Annotated in this window: 13 protein-coding genes; 12 read left to right on the top strand and 1 reads right to left on the bottom strand. The window is 65.7% G+C overall.

Annotation, left to right across the window (positions count from 1 at the left end):
* Window positions 1-23: 23 nt before the first annotated feature.
* The 8 genes from leuB to accD all read left to right on the top strand — a co-directional run bounded on the left by leuB (window position 24) and on the right by accD (window position 9961).
* On the top strand, window positions 24-1112 hold the full coding sequence (gene leuB, locus QHG62_RS04270; protein ID WP_281149602.1) for a 3-isopropylmalate dehydrogenase: 1089 nt from the start codon (window positions 24-26) through the stop codon (window positions 1110-1112).
* Between the two features lie 89 nt (window positions 1113-1201).
* Window positions 1202-2344: an aspartate-semialdehyde dehydrogenase gene (gene asd / locus QHG62_RS04265; protein ID WP_281149601.1), complete on the top strand. Its 1143-nt coding sequence runs from the start codon at window positions 1202-1204 to the stop codon at window positions 2342-2344.
* 261 nt (window positions 2345-2605) lie between these two features.
* A complete protein-coding gene (locus QHG62_RS04260) occupies window positions 2606-5311 on the top strand; it encodes a FimV/HubP family polar landmark protein (RefSeq protein WP_432445583.1) in 2706 nt (901 codons plus the stop codon).
* A 27-nt stretch (window positions 5312-5338) separates the two neighbouring features.
* Window positions 5339-6151 (top strand): tRNA pseudouridine(38-40) synthase TruA, encoded by an 813-nt coding sequence (gene truA / locus QHG62_RS04255; protein WP_281149599.1) that lies wholly within the window; start codon window positions 5339-5341, stop codon window positions 6149-6151.
* Window positions 6148-6843, top strand: a complete 696-nt coding sequence (locus QHG62_RS04250) for a phosphoribosylanthranilate isomerase (RefSeq protein WP_281149598.1) — start codon at window positions 6148-6150, stop codon at window positions 6841-6843. Before truA ends, QHG62_RS04250 begins: the two co-directional genes overlap by 4 nt.
* A 49-nt stretch (window positions 6844-6892) precedes the next feature.
* Window positions 6893-8179, top strand: a complete 1287-nt coding sequence (gene trpB, locus QHG62_RS04245; RefSeq protein ID WP_281149597.1) for a tryptophan synthase subunit beta — start codon at window positions 6893-6895, stop codon at window positions 8177-8179.
* On the top strand, window positions 8179-9024 hold the full coding sequence (gene trpA, locus QHG62_RS04240) for a tryptophan synthase subunit alpha (RefSeq protein WP_281149596.1): 846 nt from the start codon (window positions 8179-8181) through the stop codon (window positions 9022-9024). Before trpB ends, trpA begins: the two co-directional genes overlap by 1 nt.
* 64 nt (window positions 9025-9088) lie before the next feature.
* Window positions 9089-9961 carry an acetyl-CoA carboxylase, carboxyltransferase subunit beta gene (accD, locus tag QHG62_RS04235; protein ID WP_281149595.1) on the top strand — a complete coding sequence of 291 codons (873 nt, stop codon included), beginning with the start codon at window positions 9089-9091 and terminating at the stop codon, window positions 9959-9961.
* Between the two features lie 22 nt (window positions 9962-9983).
* Here accD and QHG62_RS04230 read toward each other — a convergent pair whose 3' ends face one another.
* The gene (locus QHG62_RS04230) at window positions 9984-10541 is read right to left on the bottom strand and encodes a YggT family protein (RefSeq protein ID WP_126745766.1); all 558 of its coding nucleotides are present in this window, start codon (window positions 10539-10541) and stop codon (window positions 9984-9986) included.
* A 49-nt stretch (window positions 10542-10590) separates the two neighbouring features.
* Here QHG62_RS04230 and QHG62_RS04225 point away from each other — a divergent pair, with 49 nt between their 5' ends.
* From QHG62_RS04225 to QHG62_RS04210, 4 genes are all read left to right on the top strand, one after another.
* The gene (locus QHG62_RS04225) at window positions 10591-11238 is read left to right on the top strand and encodes an LON peptidase substrate-binding domain-containing protein (protein ID WP_260590420.1); all 648 of its coding nucleotides are present in this window, start codon (window positions 10591-10593) and stop codon (window positions 11236-11238) included.
* Between the two features lie 123 nt (window positions 11239-11361).
* Entirely contained in the window at window positions 11362-12924 is a 1563-nt protein-coding gene (gene lysS / locus QHG62_RS04220) for a lysine--tRNA ligase (RefSeq protein WP_281149594.1), read from the top strand.
* 2 nt (window positions 12925-12926) lie between these two features.
* Window positions 12927-14189: an Hsp70 family protein gene (locus QHG62_RS04215; RefSeq protein ID WP_281151497.1), complete on the top strand. Its 1263-nt coding sequence runs from the start codon at window positions 12927-12929 to the stop codon at window positions 14187-14189.
* The gene (locus QHG62_RS04210) at window positions 14186-14725 is read left to right on the top strand and encodes a YgjP-like metallopeptidase domain-containing protein (protein ID WP_281149593.1); all 540 of its coding nucleotides are present in this window, start codon (window positions 14186-14188) and stop codon (window positions 14723-14725) included. Before QHG62_RS04215 ends, QHG62_RS04210 begins: the two co-directional genes overlap by 4 nt.
* Window positions 14726-14728: the final 3 nt, after the last annotated feature.

Raw genomic sequence — 14728 nt, 5'->3', positions numbered from 1 at the left:
AATTTCAAACCTCAGACCAACTTATGAAAATCGCAGTTCTCCCGGGTGACGGCATCGGCACCGAAATCGTGGCCGAAGCCATCCGCGTGCTCGACGCGCTCGACCTCTCGTTCGAAATGGAAACTGCGCTGGTCGGCGGCGCGGCCTACGAGGCACATGGCCATCCGCTCCCCGATTCGACGCTGAAGCTCGCGAAGGAGGCCGACGCGGTGCTGTTCGGTGCCGTGGGCGACTGGAAGTACGACAAGCTCGACCGCCCCCTGCGCCCCGAGCAGGCGATTCTCGGCCTGCGCAAGAACCTCGGCCTGTTCGCCAATTTCCGCCCGGCCATCTGCTACGAGCAGCTGGTGGACGCATCGAGCCTCAAGCCCGAACTCATCGCGGGCCTGGACATCCTCATCATTCGCGAACTGACCGGCGACATCTACTTCGGCCAGCCGCGCGGCCGCCGCACCGCCGTGGACGGGCACTTTCCGGGCGCCGAAGAAGCCTTCGACACCATGCGCTATTCGCGCCCCGAGGTCGAGCGCATCGCCCGCGTGGCTTTCGAAGCCGCCCGCAAACGCAACAAGCGCGTGACCAGTGTCGACAAGGCCAACGTGCTCGAAACCTTCCAGTTCTGGAAGGACGTGGTGACCGAGGTGCACAAGGACTATCCGGACATCGAACTCGACCACATGTACGTCGACAACGCCGCCATGCAGCTGGTAAAGGCGCCCAAGAAGTTCGACGTGATCGTCACCGGCAACATGTTCGGCGACATCCTCTCGGACGAGGCGGCCATGCTCACCGGCTCCATCGGCATGCTGCCCTCGGCGTCGCTCAATTCGAGCAACCAGGGCCTGTACGAGCCCAGCCACGGCAGCGCCCCCGACATTGCCGGCAAAGGGGTTGCCAATCCTTTGGCTACAATACTGTCCGCTGCCATGATGCTCCGCTTTTCACTCAACCAAGCCGAAGCTGCCGACCGTATCGAGTCGGCGGTCAAGCATGTGCTCGCCTCGGGGCTGCGCACGGGTGACATCTGGTCAGAAGGTACGAAGCGCGTCGGCACCCGTGAGATGGGCGACGCGGTTGTTGCAGCAATCACCAAAAAGACGATTACCGGCTAACCGCAGCCCGCTTCGTCACGCCCCTCCCCGGCTCGACGAGTCGGGGGCAAAAAAGACAATTTCTTTCTTTTTCACAAGGGCAAACTGAAATGGCGAACGCATCTCAACCTCTGGTCGGCCTCGTAGGCTGGCGCGGCATGGTCGGCTCGGTCCTGATGGACCGCATGCAGGCCGAAGGCGACTTCGGGCTCATCGAGCCGCTGTTCTTCTCGACCTCCAATGCCGGCGGCAAGGCCCCGGCAATGGCCAGGAACGAGACCGCGCTGAAGGATGCGAACGACATCGACGCACTGAAGAAGTGCGACATCATCATCACCTGCCAGGGCGGCGACTACACCAGCGAGGTGTTCCCCAAGCTGCGCGCCGCCGGCTGGAGCGGCCATTGGATCGATGCCGCTTCCACGCTGCGCATGAACAACGACGCGGTCATCGTGCTCGACCCCGTCAACCTGCCGGTCATCCAGAACGCGCTCACCAACGGCGGCAAGAACTGGATCGGCGGCAACTGCACCGTGAGCTGCATGCTCATGGGCGTGGGCGCCCTCTACAAGGCCGGCCTGGTCGAGTGGATGACCAGCATGACGTACCAGGCGGCTTCTGGCGGCGGAGCGCAGCACATGCGCGAACTGCTGACGCAGTTCGGCACCTTGAACGCCGAAGTGCGTGCCCTGCTGGACGACCCGAAGTCGGCCATCCTCGAAATCGACCGCAAGGTGCTGCACAAGCAGCAAAACCTGGGCGCGGCCGAAACCGCCAACTTCGGCGCCCCGCTCGGCGGCTCGCTGATTCCCTGGATCGACAAGGACCTGGGCGACGGCATGTCCAAGGAAGAATGGAAGGCCGGAGCCGAAACCAACAAGATCCTGGGCCAGGGCGCGGGCTTCGGCACCGCCGCCGTCCCGGTCGACGGTTTTTGCGTGCGCGTTGGTGCCATGCGCTGCCACAGCCAGGCATTGACCTTCAAGCTCAAGAAGGACGTGCCGCTGGCGGACATCGAAGCCATGATCGCAGCCGACAACCAGTGGGCGAAGGTTGTGCCGAACACCCGCGAGGCTACCCTCAAGGACCTCACGCCTGTGGCAGTCACGGGCACCATGGGCATTCCCGTGGGCCGCATCCGCAAGCTTGCAATGGGCCCTGAATATGTCGGCGCTTTCACAATCGGCGACCAGCTGCTGTGGGGCGCGGCCGAACCGCTGCGCCGCATGCTGCGCATCTTGCTCGAGGCTTGATGGGGGCACGCCGGCTCCCCCAAAGCCCGAAATGTTGCTCTTCAGCAACAGAAGATGTGTGCGTAAGTATGCGCGTACTGGGTAGAACAGGCGCACCGCCTTGTCAGTACCCGGTGTTGGTGCTAACGTCCTCTTACAATTTCTGGGCCTGAGCCGCCCCCTATCAGCATGACAAGACATCTGTTGCCCGCGGCCCGCCCATCGGCCGCTCGCCCTTCTCTGCCCCTGAAAGGCCTTCGCCTTTCTGTCCTTGGTGCCGCCATGGCGGTCGCCTTGGGCGTTGCGAGCACCGATGCGAGCGCTTTTGCACTGGGCCAACTGAAGGTGCAATCGGCACTGGGCGAGCCCCTTCGCGCTGAAATCGACGTCACCGAAATGGCGGCCGCCGAAGCGGACAGCCTGAAGATCAACGTTGCCAGCGCCGACGCCTTCAAGAACGCGGGCGTTCCGTACAACGCGGCCCTGAGCGACGTAAAGGCGACGCTGCAGCGCCGCGCCGGCGGGCAATACGTGGTTCGCCTGACGGGCACCCGCCCGCTCAACGACCCGTTCATCGACCTGTTGCTCGAAGCCAATGGCTCGTCGGGCCGCATGGTGCGTGATTACACGGTGCTCCTCGACCCACCAGTAACCCGCCAGGCCGCACCCAGCGCCCCGATTTCTCCTTCCACGCCGCAGATCAGCACGCCGCCGGCGGAGCGCCCGGGGCAGGCTGCGGTCCGTGCTCGGCGTGAGCGCGCCCCTGTCGCGCCCGTTACGGCACCGCCGGCAACCGCGCCGGCGCCTGCTGCATCGCCTGCACCAGCCTCCAGCGCTGCGACACCGATCCGTCCGACAAGCGGCGAACAGGTCACGGTGCAGCGCGGCGATACCGCCAGCAAGATCGCCGGCGCCCACAAGTCCGCCGACGTCTCGCTCGACCAGATGCTGGTGGCACTCCTGCTCTCCAACCCCGATGCTTTCATCGGCGGCAACGTCAACCGCATCAAGGCCGGCGCGGTGCTCGACCTGCCGAGTGCAGCCGAGGCCGGCGCCATTCTTCCAGCAGAAGCGAAGCGCACCATTACCGCGCAAAGCCGCGACTTCGGCGCCTACCGCCAACGCCTGGCAGAGAACGCGCCCACCGCCAACGTGGCCGCTGCCGGCCGCAATGCGTCGGGCAGGGTGCAAGCCAATGTCGAAGACCGCAACGCCACCGCAAGCGCACCCGACAAGCTGACGATTTCCCAAGGCAGCGCGGCTGCCCGTGCGGCCGACGAGAAGGTCGCGCAGGCACGCCAGGCGCGGGAGAGCAACAACCGCGTTGCGGAGCTTTCGAAGAACATCAACGACCTGGCCAAGCTCAAGGCGGCCACAGGTTCTGCCGCCCCAGCCGCAGGCGCGGCGGCAGCTCCGGCACCGGCTACCCCGGGCATTCCCGTTCCCAATCCGGGCGTAGCGGCCACGGCCTCGCCGACGGTGACCAGCCCGGCACCGGCTGCACCCGCCACTGCCGCGGCGCCTGCTGCGCCCGCCGCTCCGGCAACAACGCCGGCTGCTGCCCCGGCACCCGCAGAAACGGCCACGCCCGCCACGGCGGCAATGCCCGCAGCCTCGGCTCCCGCCGCTGCGGCACCTGATGCCAACGCAACGGCTGAAACCATGCCCGGCGCTCCCGCTGCGGCCGCCAGCGCCGCCGCACCCGCACCAGCCCCCAAGCCGGTGGTAAAGGCCGCCCCGCCGCCGCCGCCAGTCGAACGCAGCTTCTTCGACGAGTTGATGGACAACCCGCTGATGCTGGCCGGCGCGGCGCTGATCGCGCTGCTGATCGGCTTCCTGCTTTACCGCGTGCTGGGCCGCCGGCGCGAGGAAATGAGCGAAAGTGTGTTCCTCGAAAGCCGCATTCCCAAAGACTCGTTCTTCGGCGCCAGCGGCGGCGAATCGGTCGACACCAAGCACCGTGGCGATTCCACCGTCTCGTCGCTGTCGTACTCGCCGAGCCAGCTCGATGCCGGCGACGTCGACCCCGTGGCCGAAGCCGACGTGTACCTTGCCTATGGCCGCGACCTGCAGGCCGAGGAAATCCTGCGCGAAGCCCTGCGCGTCAATCCCGACCGCACGGCCATTCACCTCAAGCTGCTCGAAATCCACGCCAAGCGCCGCGACGTCCGCGCTTATGAAGGCCTGGCCACCGAAGTGCACAAGCTGACCAACGGCACCGGCTCCGACTGGAACCGCGTGGTCGAAATGGGCAAGGACCTCGATCCGGGCAATCCGCTTTACGAGTCGGGCACGGCCCGGGGCGGCGTGAGCGCGGCCGAAAGCGCCGCATTTGCCGGCGCCCTGGCCACCGCGGCCAAGCCTGCTGCCGCAACGCCTCCGGCTGCAGCGCCCGCCCCCGTGGCAGCGGCTGTCGCTGCGCCGGCCTTCGTGCCTTCGGTCGCACCGCTGGACTTCGATCTGGACCTGAGCCAGCCCGCGGCACTCGCGCCAAGCCCCGCTCCGGTAAGCGCCAGCCTGCCGAAGACGGCCTACGCGCCCGCCGCTGCCGCCCCGCTGTCCAACGGCCATGCACACGCGCCGGCACCGGTCGACTTGGAAAACGATTTCGACACCGCTCCTGGCGCGCTGGCCCCGATCGGCCGCCCTGCTGGGCTGAACGACGCCAACGACAACACCCGCCCAGCCACGCTGCGCAGCGCCGACAGCCTTCCCGCAGATTCCGGCTTCATCGAATTCGACATGAGCGCACTGGCCGGCCTTCCCGCCCGTCCGGTAGCCGGCACCGCCGAAGCCACCCGCCCTGCTGCAGCCATGCCGCAAGACGACGGCGACGACAGCCCGCACGCGGTCAAGCTGTCGCTGGCCCGCGAGCTGCAGGCCATCGGCGACGTCGAAGGCGCCCGCTCGCTGGTGGAAGAAGTCGAAGCCGAAAGCGCCGGCGACCTCAAGTCGCAGGCAAGGCAACTGCTCGCCGAGCTGCGCTGAGCGGCGTCTCTTCCCGTTCCTGAATTCGTGAGGCTGGCGCTAGGCATCCGCTACAACGGCCAGGCGTACGAGGGCTGGCAGAGCCAGCGCTCGGGCCGCACGGTTCAGGACAAGCTGGAAGCGGCGCTCGGCAAGTTTGCCGCACAGCCCATCGGCACGCTGTGTGCAGGCCGAACCGACGCCGGCGTGCACGCGCTCATGCAGGTTGTGCACTTCGACACCCACGTCGAACGCGAACCCTTCTCGTGGATGCGCGGCACCAACCGCTACCTGCCGGACGACATCGCCGTGCAGTGGGCGCACCCGGTGCCCGACGAATTCCATTGCCGCGCCAGCGCCCTGGCCCGCCGCTATCTTTACGTCCTTTCGCAATCGCCCGTGCGGCCGAGCCTCGATTCGGGCCGGGTCGGCTGGTCCATGCATGCGCTCGACGGTGACGCCATGCGCGCAGCAGCCGCCCTGCTGGTGGGCAAGCACGACTTCAGCTCTTTTCGCGCCTCGGCCTGCCAGGCGCGCTCGCCGGTGAAGGATCTGCGGCGCATCGAGATCACGCGCCACGGCGAAGGCGACCGATGCCGCTGGCACTTCGAGTTCGAGGCCGATGCCTTCCTGCACCACATGATCCGCAACCTGATGGGCTGCCTGGTGCGCATAGGCCGAGGCGACGAACGGCCCGAATGGATTGCCGAAGTGCTCGAGGCTCGCAGCCGCAAGGTGGCGGCGCCCACCTTCTCCGCCGACGGGTTGTACTTTCTGGGCCCTTTGTACGACGCCAAGTGGGGTCTGCCGGCCGAGGCCACGCTGCAGGCCGGCGGCGCTCCGTATGATGGGCCGCCATGACGTCGCCGCGCACTCGCATCAAGATCTGTGGCCTCACGCGCGAGGCCGATGTGGATGCCGCTGTGCAAGCGGGTGCCGATGCAGTCGGCTTCGTGCTCTATTCCAAGAGCCCGCGTGCCGTAACCGCCGCTCGCGCCGCGGAACTGGCGTCGCGCCTGCCCCCGTTCATCACGCCGGTGCTGCTGTTCGTCAACGAGGTCGCTCCTGAAGTCGTAGCGTCCCTCGCAGGTGTGAAGGGCTCGATTGCGCAGTTCCATGGCGAAGAAACGCCCGAACAATGCGAGGAAGCCGCCGGCCGGGGCCGCTTTCGCTACATGCGCGCGGCCCGTATTCCACTCGGAGCTGCCGGAGCCGGCTTCGACCTCGTAAAATACGCTTCCGATTACTCCCACGCCCAGGCCATCCTGCTCGACGCCCATGTCGAAGGTTATGGCGGTGGCGGCAAGGCATTCGATTGGTCACTTCTTCCACGCGCCGTCGACGCTCACCTCGTCTTGAGTGGTGGGCTCACACCTGCAAACGTGAGCGATGGCATTCGCATCCTGCGGACGCGCTGCAAGACGCTGTCCGTTGATGTGAGCTCGGGCGTCGAAATCGACGGCCCGGGAAACAAGGGCCTGAAGGACGCCGAGAAAATCCGGCAATTCGTCGCAGCCGTAAGGGCAGCGGACGCCTCGTCCTTCTCCAGTTAGCCGCCGCACCCGATCGTGATTTCGGGCTGCGGCCCAACGATCGAGAACCATGCAAAGCCAATTCCAGGACTACCAGCAACCTGACGCCACGGGCCATTTCGGCAACTACGGCGGCACCTTCGCGAGCGAAACGCTCACCCACGCAATCAACGAGCTGCGCGATGCATACGCCAGGTTCAAGGACGATCCGGCGTTTCTCGCCGAATTCCACTACGAGCTGAAGCACTTCGTCGGCCGGCCCTCCCCGGTCTACCACGCCGCACGCACCAGCCGCGAGATGGGCGGCGCGCAGATCTACCTGAAGCGCGAAGACCTCAACCACACCGGCGCGCACAAGATCAACAACGTGATCGGCCAGGCGATGCTCGCGCGCCGCATGGGCAAACCCCGCGTCATCGCCGAAACCGGTGCGGGCCAGCATGGCGTGGCCACGGCCACCATCTGCGCACGCTATGGCCTCGAATGTGTGGTCTACATGGGCAGCCAGGACGTGAAGCGCCAAAGCCCCAACGTCTACCGCATGAACCTGCTCGGCGCCACGGTGGTACCGGTGGAGTCTGGCAGCAAGACGCTGAAAGACGCGCTCAACGAAGCCATGCGCGACTGGGTGACCAACGTGGAAAACACGTTCTACATCATCGGCACCGTGGCCGGCCCGCACCCCTACCCGACGATGGTGCGCGACTTCCAGAGCGTGATCGGCACCGAATGCATCGAGCAGATGCCCGCCATGCTTGCGGCGCAGGGCATTACCGGCGAAGCCGAAGGCCGGCAGCCCGACGTGGTGGTGGCCTGCGTAGGCGGCGGCAGCAATGCCATGGGCATTTTCCACCCCTACATTCCGTTTGCAGGCACGCGCCTGGTGGGCGTCGAAGCAGCGGGCGAAGGGTTGGACAGCGGCAAGCATTCAGCCTCCATCCTGCGCGGCAGCCCGGGCGTCCTGCACGGCAACCGCACCTACCTGCTGCAGAACGAAGACGGCCAGATCACTGAAACCCACAGCATCAGCGCCGGGCTCGACTACCCCGGTGTGGGCCCGGAGCATGCGCACCTGGCCGACATTGGCCGCGCCGAGTACGTCGGCATCACGGATACCGAAGCGCTCGAAGCATTTCACTACCTGTGCCGCACCGAGGGCATCATTCCGGCCCTCGAATCGAGCCACGCCGTGGCCTATGCAATGAAGCTCGCCAAGACCATGCGGCCGGACCAGTCGATCCTGGTCAACCTCTCGGGCCGCGGCGACAAGGACATCGGTACCGTGGCCGACCTGTCGGGCGTCGACTTCTACGACCGGCCCTCGATGCGCGGCCTGAGCGTGAAGGGAGGCAAGTGATGAGCCGCATTGCCGCCACCTTCGAGGCGCTGAAAAAAGACGGCCGCCGCGCGCTCATTCCTTACGTCACCGCCGGCTTTCCCTTTGCCGACATCACGCCCGAGCTGATGCACGGCATGGTCGAGGCCGGTGCCGACGTGATCGAGCTCGGCGTGCCGTTTTCAGACCCCATGGCCGATGGCCCAGTGATCCAGAAAGCCGGCGAAGACGCACTGGCCATGGGCGTCGGCATGAAGCAGGTGCTCGCCATCGTGAGCGAGTTTCGCAAGAAGGACGCAACCACACCCGTGGTGCTGATGGGCTACGCCAATCCGGTCGAGCGCTACGACCTTGTGCACGGCAAGAAGTCCTTTATCCGCGATGCATCGGCCGCGGGCGTCGACGGCCTGCTGGTGGTCGATTACCCACCCGAAGAATGCGAAGACTTCGCCGCGGAGCTCAAGGCCGCGAACATCGACCTGATCTTTCTGCTGGCCCCCACCAGCACCAGCGAGCGCATGGCACAGGTCGCGCGCATCGCAAGCGGCTATGTCTACTACGTGTCGCTCAAGGGCGTGACGGGCGCCGGCCACCTCGATACGGAGGCCGTCGGCCAGATGATCCCGCGCATTCGCGAGCATGTGAACATTCCCGTGGGCGTGGGCTTCGGCATACGCGATGCGCCCACGGCCCAGGCCGTGGGCTCGGCCGCCGATGCGGTCGTGATCGGCACCAAGATCATCCAGCTGATCGACGGACAGCCGCGCGAAAAGGTTGTGCCCGCGGTGCGCGAATTTCTCGCCGGAATCCGCGAGGCGCTCGACGCCCTGCCCGCAGCTACCCCCAAGAACGCGGCTGGCAGATAATCGCCGTTGCCCTCACCCAGCCCCTTTTCCGCAATGCGGGAAAGGGGAGCTAATCCGGAGTCCTATGAGCTGGCTTGAAAAACTGCTACCCGCCAAGATCGCACAAACCGACCCATCGGAGCGCCGCCAGGTGCCCGAGGGCCTGTGGATCAAGTGCCCCGCCTGCGAGACGGTTCTCTACAAGACCGACCTCGAACACAACCAGAATGTCTGCCCTAGCTGCAGCCATCATCACCGCATTGGCGCCCGCGCACGGCTCGACGCCTTCCTCGACGCCGAAGGCCGCTACGAAGTCGGGCAGGAAGTGCTTCCCGTCGACGCGCTGAAGTTCAAGGACAGCCGCCGGTACCCCGAGCGGCTCAAGGAAGCGCTCGAGAACACCGGCGAAACCGACGCGCTGGTCGTCATGGGCGGCTCGGTCCACAGCATCAGCGTGGTCGTGGCCTGCTTCGAATTCGAATTCATGGGCGGCAGCATGGGCAGCGTGGTCGGCGAGCGCTTCGTGCGCGGCGTCGAAACGGCCATCGAGCAGAAGGTGCCGTTCATCTGTTTCACCGCCACCGGCGGCGCGCGCATGCAGGAAGGCCTGCTGTCGCTGATGCAAATGGCCAAGACCAACGCAGCGCTCACGCGTCTTGCGAAAAAAGGCCTGCCCTACATCAGCGTGCTGACCGACCCGACCATGGGCGGCGTTTCGGCCGGCTTCGCCTTCGTGGGCGACGTGGTCATTGCGGAGCCCAAGGCGCTCATCGGCTTTGCAGGCCCGCGCGTGATCGAATCGACCGTGCGAGTAACTCTGCCTGAAGGCTTCCAGCGCGCGGAGTTCCTGCAGACCAAGGGCGCCATCGACTTCATCAGCGACCGCCGCGAGCTGCGCAAGACCATTGCGAGCACGCTGGCCATGCTGCTGCGTCAGCCGGCCGACGCGGTCATCTGACAAGAATCCTGCCGGAAGGGCCTCAGCCCAGCCGGTAGGCCCAGACCAGCAGGTTGCCCAGCACAATGGCAATCACCTGCAGCACCACGATGGCGGCCAGGGGCGACAGGTCCACGCCGCCAATCAGCGGAATGAATCGCCTGAATGGCCGCACCAGCGGCTCGGCCAATCGCGAGATCAGGTCGAGCAGCATCGGCGATGCCCCCGGTATCCACGACAGCACCGCATAGACAACCAGCAGCGCGGTAAGGCCCGACACTGCGAGCTGCATCAGCCCCACCAGCGACACCAGCGGCAAGGCGGCAATACGCCCCAGGTTGCCGATCAGCAGCCACAGCAGCAGGAACTTCACGATCACCAGCAGCCACGCGGCGATGGCGCTCGCCAGGTCCCAGCGCTTGACCGACGGCACGATGCGGCGCAGCGGCAGCACTATCCAGTCGGTAATCGCAAACACGAAGCGCCCGAGCGGATTGCCGAACGGCACCCGGTGGTACTGCATGTAAAGGCGCAGCAGGCAGGCGCCGCCGAGCAGGCCGACGATCACGTCGAGAAGAAACGAGGGGATCTGGTAGAGCATGGGGCAGGGTCGTGAGCGGAATGCGATGATAGCCATGCAAGGTTCTTCGATGACGACACAGCCCCTTCTGCATTCACTGCCATTGTTCCCGCTCGGTACGGTTCTGTTCCCGGGCGGCGTGCTTCCACTGCGTATTTTCGAAGTACGTTATCTCGACATGGTGGGCAAATGCCGCAAGGCCGATGCGCCCTTCGGCGTGGTCAGCCTCACGAGCGGCAGCGAAGTGCGCAAGGCCGGTGCCGATGCCGAAAGCTTTGCCGCTGTCGGCACGCTGGCCGTCATTCGCGAATTCGAATCACCGCAAAGCGGCCTGCTCCAGATCGAATGCGTCGGCACGCAGCGGTTTCGGGTCCGCCGGACCGAGCTGCAGAAATACGGCTTGTGGGTGGCCGAAGTCGAAGCAGTGATTGCAGACACCGCCATCGAAATTCCCGACGACCTGCAGCACACCGCCACCGCGTTGCGGCGCCTTGTCGACACGCTCGAAGAACGCCGCCGCGCGCAGGGCGCGGAGGCTGTGCGACTGCCCATCGGCGAGCCCTACCAGTTCAACGATTGCGGCTGGGTTGCCAACCGCTGGTGCGAACTGGTGCCCATGCAACTCGAACTGCGGCAACGGCTCATGGAGCTCGAGAGCCCGCTGATGCGGCTCGAGCTGGTCAGCGATCTGCTCGCGCGTGCGGGCATCACTGAATAGTTCGCTACCTTTTTAATAGCATATCGCGCAGGATTGGCGGGCACTCGGGGCCGGTTCCATTCGAACCCTATCGGCTAAAATGGCGGGTTGCGCACGCTCCCGTTGCGCCCTCCTCCGCTTTCCATGTCCGACCACCTGATCCCTTCCATTCCCACGCCCGCTGCGGCTCCGGCTTCCGCACCCGCCGTCGACGACAACCAGCTCATCGCCGAACGCCGCGAAAAGCTCAAGCTGATGCGCACCGCGCAGGCCGAGGGCAAGGGCGTCGCGTTTCCGAATGACTTCAAGCCGGGTCATCGTGCAGCGGCCCTGATCGAGGCGCATGGCGCCACCGAGGCCGAAGCGCTCGAAGCGCAGGCCATTGCCGTGAGCGTGGCCGGCCGGATGATGCTCAAGCGCGTGATGGGCAAGGCCAGCTTTGCGACGCTGCAAGATGCCACGAGCCGCATCCAGCTCTACGTGACTCGCGACGCCATCGGCGAAGAAGCGTATGCCGATTTCAAGCGCTGGGACTTGGGCGATATCGTCGGCGCCGAAGGCACGCTCATGAAGACCAAGACCGGCGAGCTCTCGGTCAAGGTGACCAAGCTGCGCCTGCTCACCAAGAGCCTGCGTCCGCTGCCCGACAAGTTCCACGGCATGGCCGACCAGGAGCAGAAGTACCGCCAGCGCTACGTCGACCTGATCACCGACGAATCGGCGCGCGTGCGCTTTACCGCGCGCAGCAAGGCCGTGAGCGCGCTGCGCGAGTTCATGGTGGCCAACGACTTCCTCGAAGTCGAAACGCCCATGCTGCACCCGATTCCGGGCGGTGCCAATGCCAAGCCGTTCAAGACGCACCACAACGCGCTCGACCAGGAGATGTTCCTGCGCATCGCGCCCGAGCTGTACCTCAAGCGCCTGATCGTCGGCGGCTTCGAGCGCGTGTTCGAAATCAACCGGAGCTACCGCAACGAGGGCATCTCGGTGCGGCACAACCCCGAGTTCACCATGATGGAGTTCTACGCGGCCTACTGGAACTACCGCGACCTGATGGACTTCACCGAAACGCTGATCCGCACCATTGCCGACAAGGCCGTGGGCACGCAACAGCTCACCTACCAGGGCAAGCCAGTCGACCTGACGCAGCCCTTCGAGCGCCTGACGATCCGCGAGGCCATCCTCAAGTACACGGACGCCGGTACCGGCATCGATGACAGCACCTGGCTCATCAACGCCTTGCGCAAGATCGGGCTGAGCGAAGAGAAGGACAAGCTCTCGCAGCGCAGCCTGGCCAGCTTGCAGGTGATGTACTTCGAAGAGGCCGTGGAAGAGAAGCTCTGGCAGCCGACCTTCATCATGGAGCACCCGACCGAGATCTCGCCGCTGGCACGCGCCAACGACGAGCGGCCCGAGGTCACCGAGCGCTTCGAGCTCTACATCACGGGCCGCGAGTTCGGTAACGGCTTCAGCGAGCTCAATGACGCCGAAGACCAGGCCGCGCGCTTCAATGCCCAGGTGGCCGCCAAGGACAGCGGCGACGACGAAGCCATGTTCTACGACCACGACTTTGTGCGCGCGCTCGAATACGGCATGCCGCCCACCGGTGGCTGCGGCATCGGCATCGACCGGCTGATGATGCTGCTGACGGATTCGCCGAGCATCCGCGACGTGATCCTGTTCCCGGCGCTGCGCAGGGAATCTTGAGCGTGAAGTTACCGTCGTCGCTGCCGACGATCGGCATCGACTTCGGCACCTCCAATTCCGCCGTGGCCTGCCGGGTCGACGGCGTGGCCCGACTGCTGCCCATCGAAGGTGCGGCCACCACGCTGCCCACCGCAATCTTCTTCAACGCCGAAGACCGCACCACGCACTTCGGCCGCGATGCGGTTGCGCTCTACCTCGCGGGTGTCGAAGGCCGCCTGATGCGTTCGCTGAAGAGCCTGCTCGGCAGCGCGCTGATGCAGGAAAAAACGGCCATCTACGACGGGCTCGTGAGCTTCGAGGACATCATCGCCCGCTTCTTGCGCGAGCTGGCCGCGCGGGCCGGCCGTGAACTGGGCGGGGTGCCCGAGCGCGTTGTCATCGGCCGCCCGGTTCATTTTGTCGACGACGATTCGAAGCGGGACGAGCGCGCGGAAGAAAGCCTGCGCCACGCGGCGCGCGCGGCAGGGTTTCGCGACATCGCTTTTCAGCTCGAACCGATTGCGGCCGCCTTCGACTACGAGCAGCGCATCACGAAAGAGTCCCTGGTGCTGATCGTCGACGTGGGCGGCGGCACTTCCGACTTCACCGTGGTGCGGGTCGGCCCCGACCGCGCCGCGCGCGAAGACCGCAGTGACGACGTGTTGGCCACCAGCGGCGTGCACATCGGCGGCACCGACTTCGACCAGCGCCTGAACCTCGACCGCGTCATGCCGGAATTCGGCTTTCGCCACACGGGGCCGCAGGGGCGCGAGGTTCCGAGCAAGGTGTTCTTCGAGCTTTCGTCCTGGCACCTGATCAACTGGCTGTATGCCGCCAAGGCGGTGCGGCAGGCGAAAGACCTGCGCACGAGCTACAGCGATGTGCGGCTGCACGACCGGTTGATGGCGGTGCTCGAAGAACGGCACGGACACCGCATTGCCAGTGAAGTGGAGCAGGCAAAAATCGACACTTCGGTCAACGATGCGCCCACCGCCATCGACCTGTCGTGCGCCGGGCCAGGCCTGGCCGCATCGCTCTCGCCTGCCGACATGACGCAGCAACTCGCGCCGCTGCTCGAAAGCGTGATTGCCTGCGCGCACGCCTGTGTCAAGCGCGCCGGGCTGCGCAGCGGCGATCTCGATGCCATCTACCTGACCGGCGGCTCTTCGGCCCTGCGGCCATTCCAGCAGGCCTTGCGCAAGAGCTTCGCCGGCGTGACGCTCGTCGAGGGCGACCTGTTCGGTGGCGTGGCCACCGGGCTCGCCTGCGCCGGCTCAGCTGCATGAAGTATCTCGCGGGGTATCCGCCCACGCTGCTGGCCCAGGTCCGGCAACTGGTCGAAACCGAAGGACTCGCGCCGTTGCTGCGCAGCCGCTACCCCGGCCCCATGCATGAAGTGCAGACGGACCGTGCGCTTTACGAATACGTGAGCGAGCTCAAGAGCGACTTCATGCGCAAGGCGCCGCCGCTCTCCAAGGTGGCATTCGACAGCAAGCTGCACGTGATCCGCAATGCGCTCGGCACGCACACCACGGTTTCACGCGTACAGGGCAGCAAGCTCAAGACCAAGCGCGAAATTCGCGTGGCGACCCTGTTCAAGGAGGTGCCGCTCGAGTGGCTGCGCATGATCGTGGTCCACGAGCTCGCGCACATGAAGGAGCGCGACCATGACAAGAGCTTCTATGCGCTCTGCGAGCACATGGAGCCCAGCTACCACCGGCTGGAATTCGATGTCCGGCTGTACCTGACGCACCTGGATTCGGGCGGCGAGCGTTTATGGACGAACTCGCTGCCGCATTCGGCTCCGGGCAAGGCGCCGTAGCGA

The sequence above is a fragment of the Variovorax paradoxus genome (assembly GCF_029919115.1).
Lineage (GTDB): Bacteria > Pseudomonadota > Gammaproteobacteria > Burkholderiales > Burkholderiaceae_C > Variovorax > Variovorax paradoxus_O.
This window is presented reverse-complemented; position numbering and strand designations above follow the sequence as displayed.

Excerpts from the sequence above, each read along its gene's own strand:
- leuB (WP_281149602.1), top strand. The coding sequence starts at position 24 with ATGAAAATCGCAGTTCTCCCGGGTGACGGCATCGGCACCGAAATCGTG.
- asd (WP_281149601.1), top strand. The coding sequence starts at position 1,202 with ATGGCGAACGCATCTCAACCTCTGGTCGGCCTCGTAGGCTGGCGCGGC.
- QHG62_RS04260 (WP_432445583.1), top strand. The coding sequence starts at position 2,606 with ATGGCGGTCGCCTTGGGCGTTGCGAGCACCGATGCGAGCGCTTTTGCA.
- QHG62_RS04250 (WP_281149598.1), top strand. The coding sequence starts at position 6,148 with ATGACGTCGCCGCGCACTCGCATCAAGATCTGTGGCCTCACGCGCGAG.
- trpB (WP_281149597.1), top strand. The coding sequence starts at position 6,893 with ATGCAAAGCCAATTCCAGGACTACCAGCAACCTGACGCCACGGGCCAT.
- trpA (WP_281149596.1), top strand. The coding sequence starts at position 8,179 with ATGAGCCGCATTGCCGCCACCTTCGAGGCGCTGAAAAAAGACGGCCGC.
- accD (WP_281149595.1), top strand. The coding sequence starts at position 9,089 with ATGAGCTGGCTTGAAAAACTGCTACCCGCCAAGATCGCACAAACCGAC.
- QHG62_RS04230 (WP_126745766.1), bottom strand. The coding sequence starts at position 10,541 with ATGCTCTACCAGATCCCCTCGTTTCTTCTCGACGTGATCGTCGGCCTG.
- QHG62_RS04225 (WP_260590420.1), top strand. The coding sequence starts at position 10,591 with ATGACGACACAGCCCCTTCTGCATTCACTGCCATTGTTCCCGCTCGGT.
- lysS (WP_281149594.1), top strand. The coding sequence starts at position 11,362 with ATGTCCGACCACCTGATCCCTTCCATTCCCACGCCCGCTGCGGCTCCG.
- QHG62_RS04210 (WP_281149593.1), top strand. The coding sequence starts at position 14,186 with ATGAAGTATCTCGCGGGGTATCCGCCCACGCTGCTGGCCCAGGTCCGG.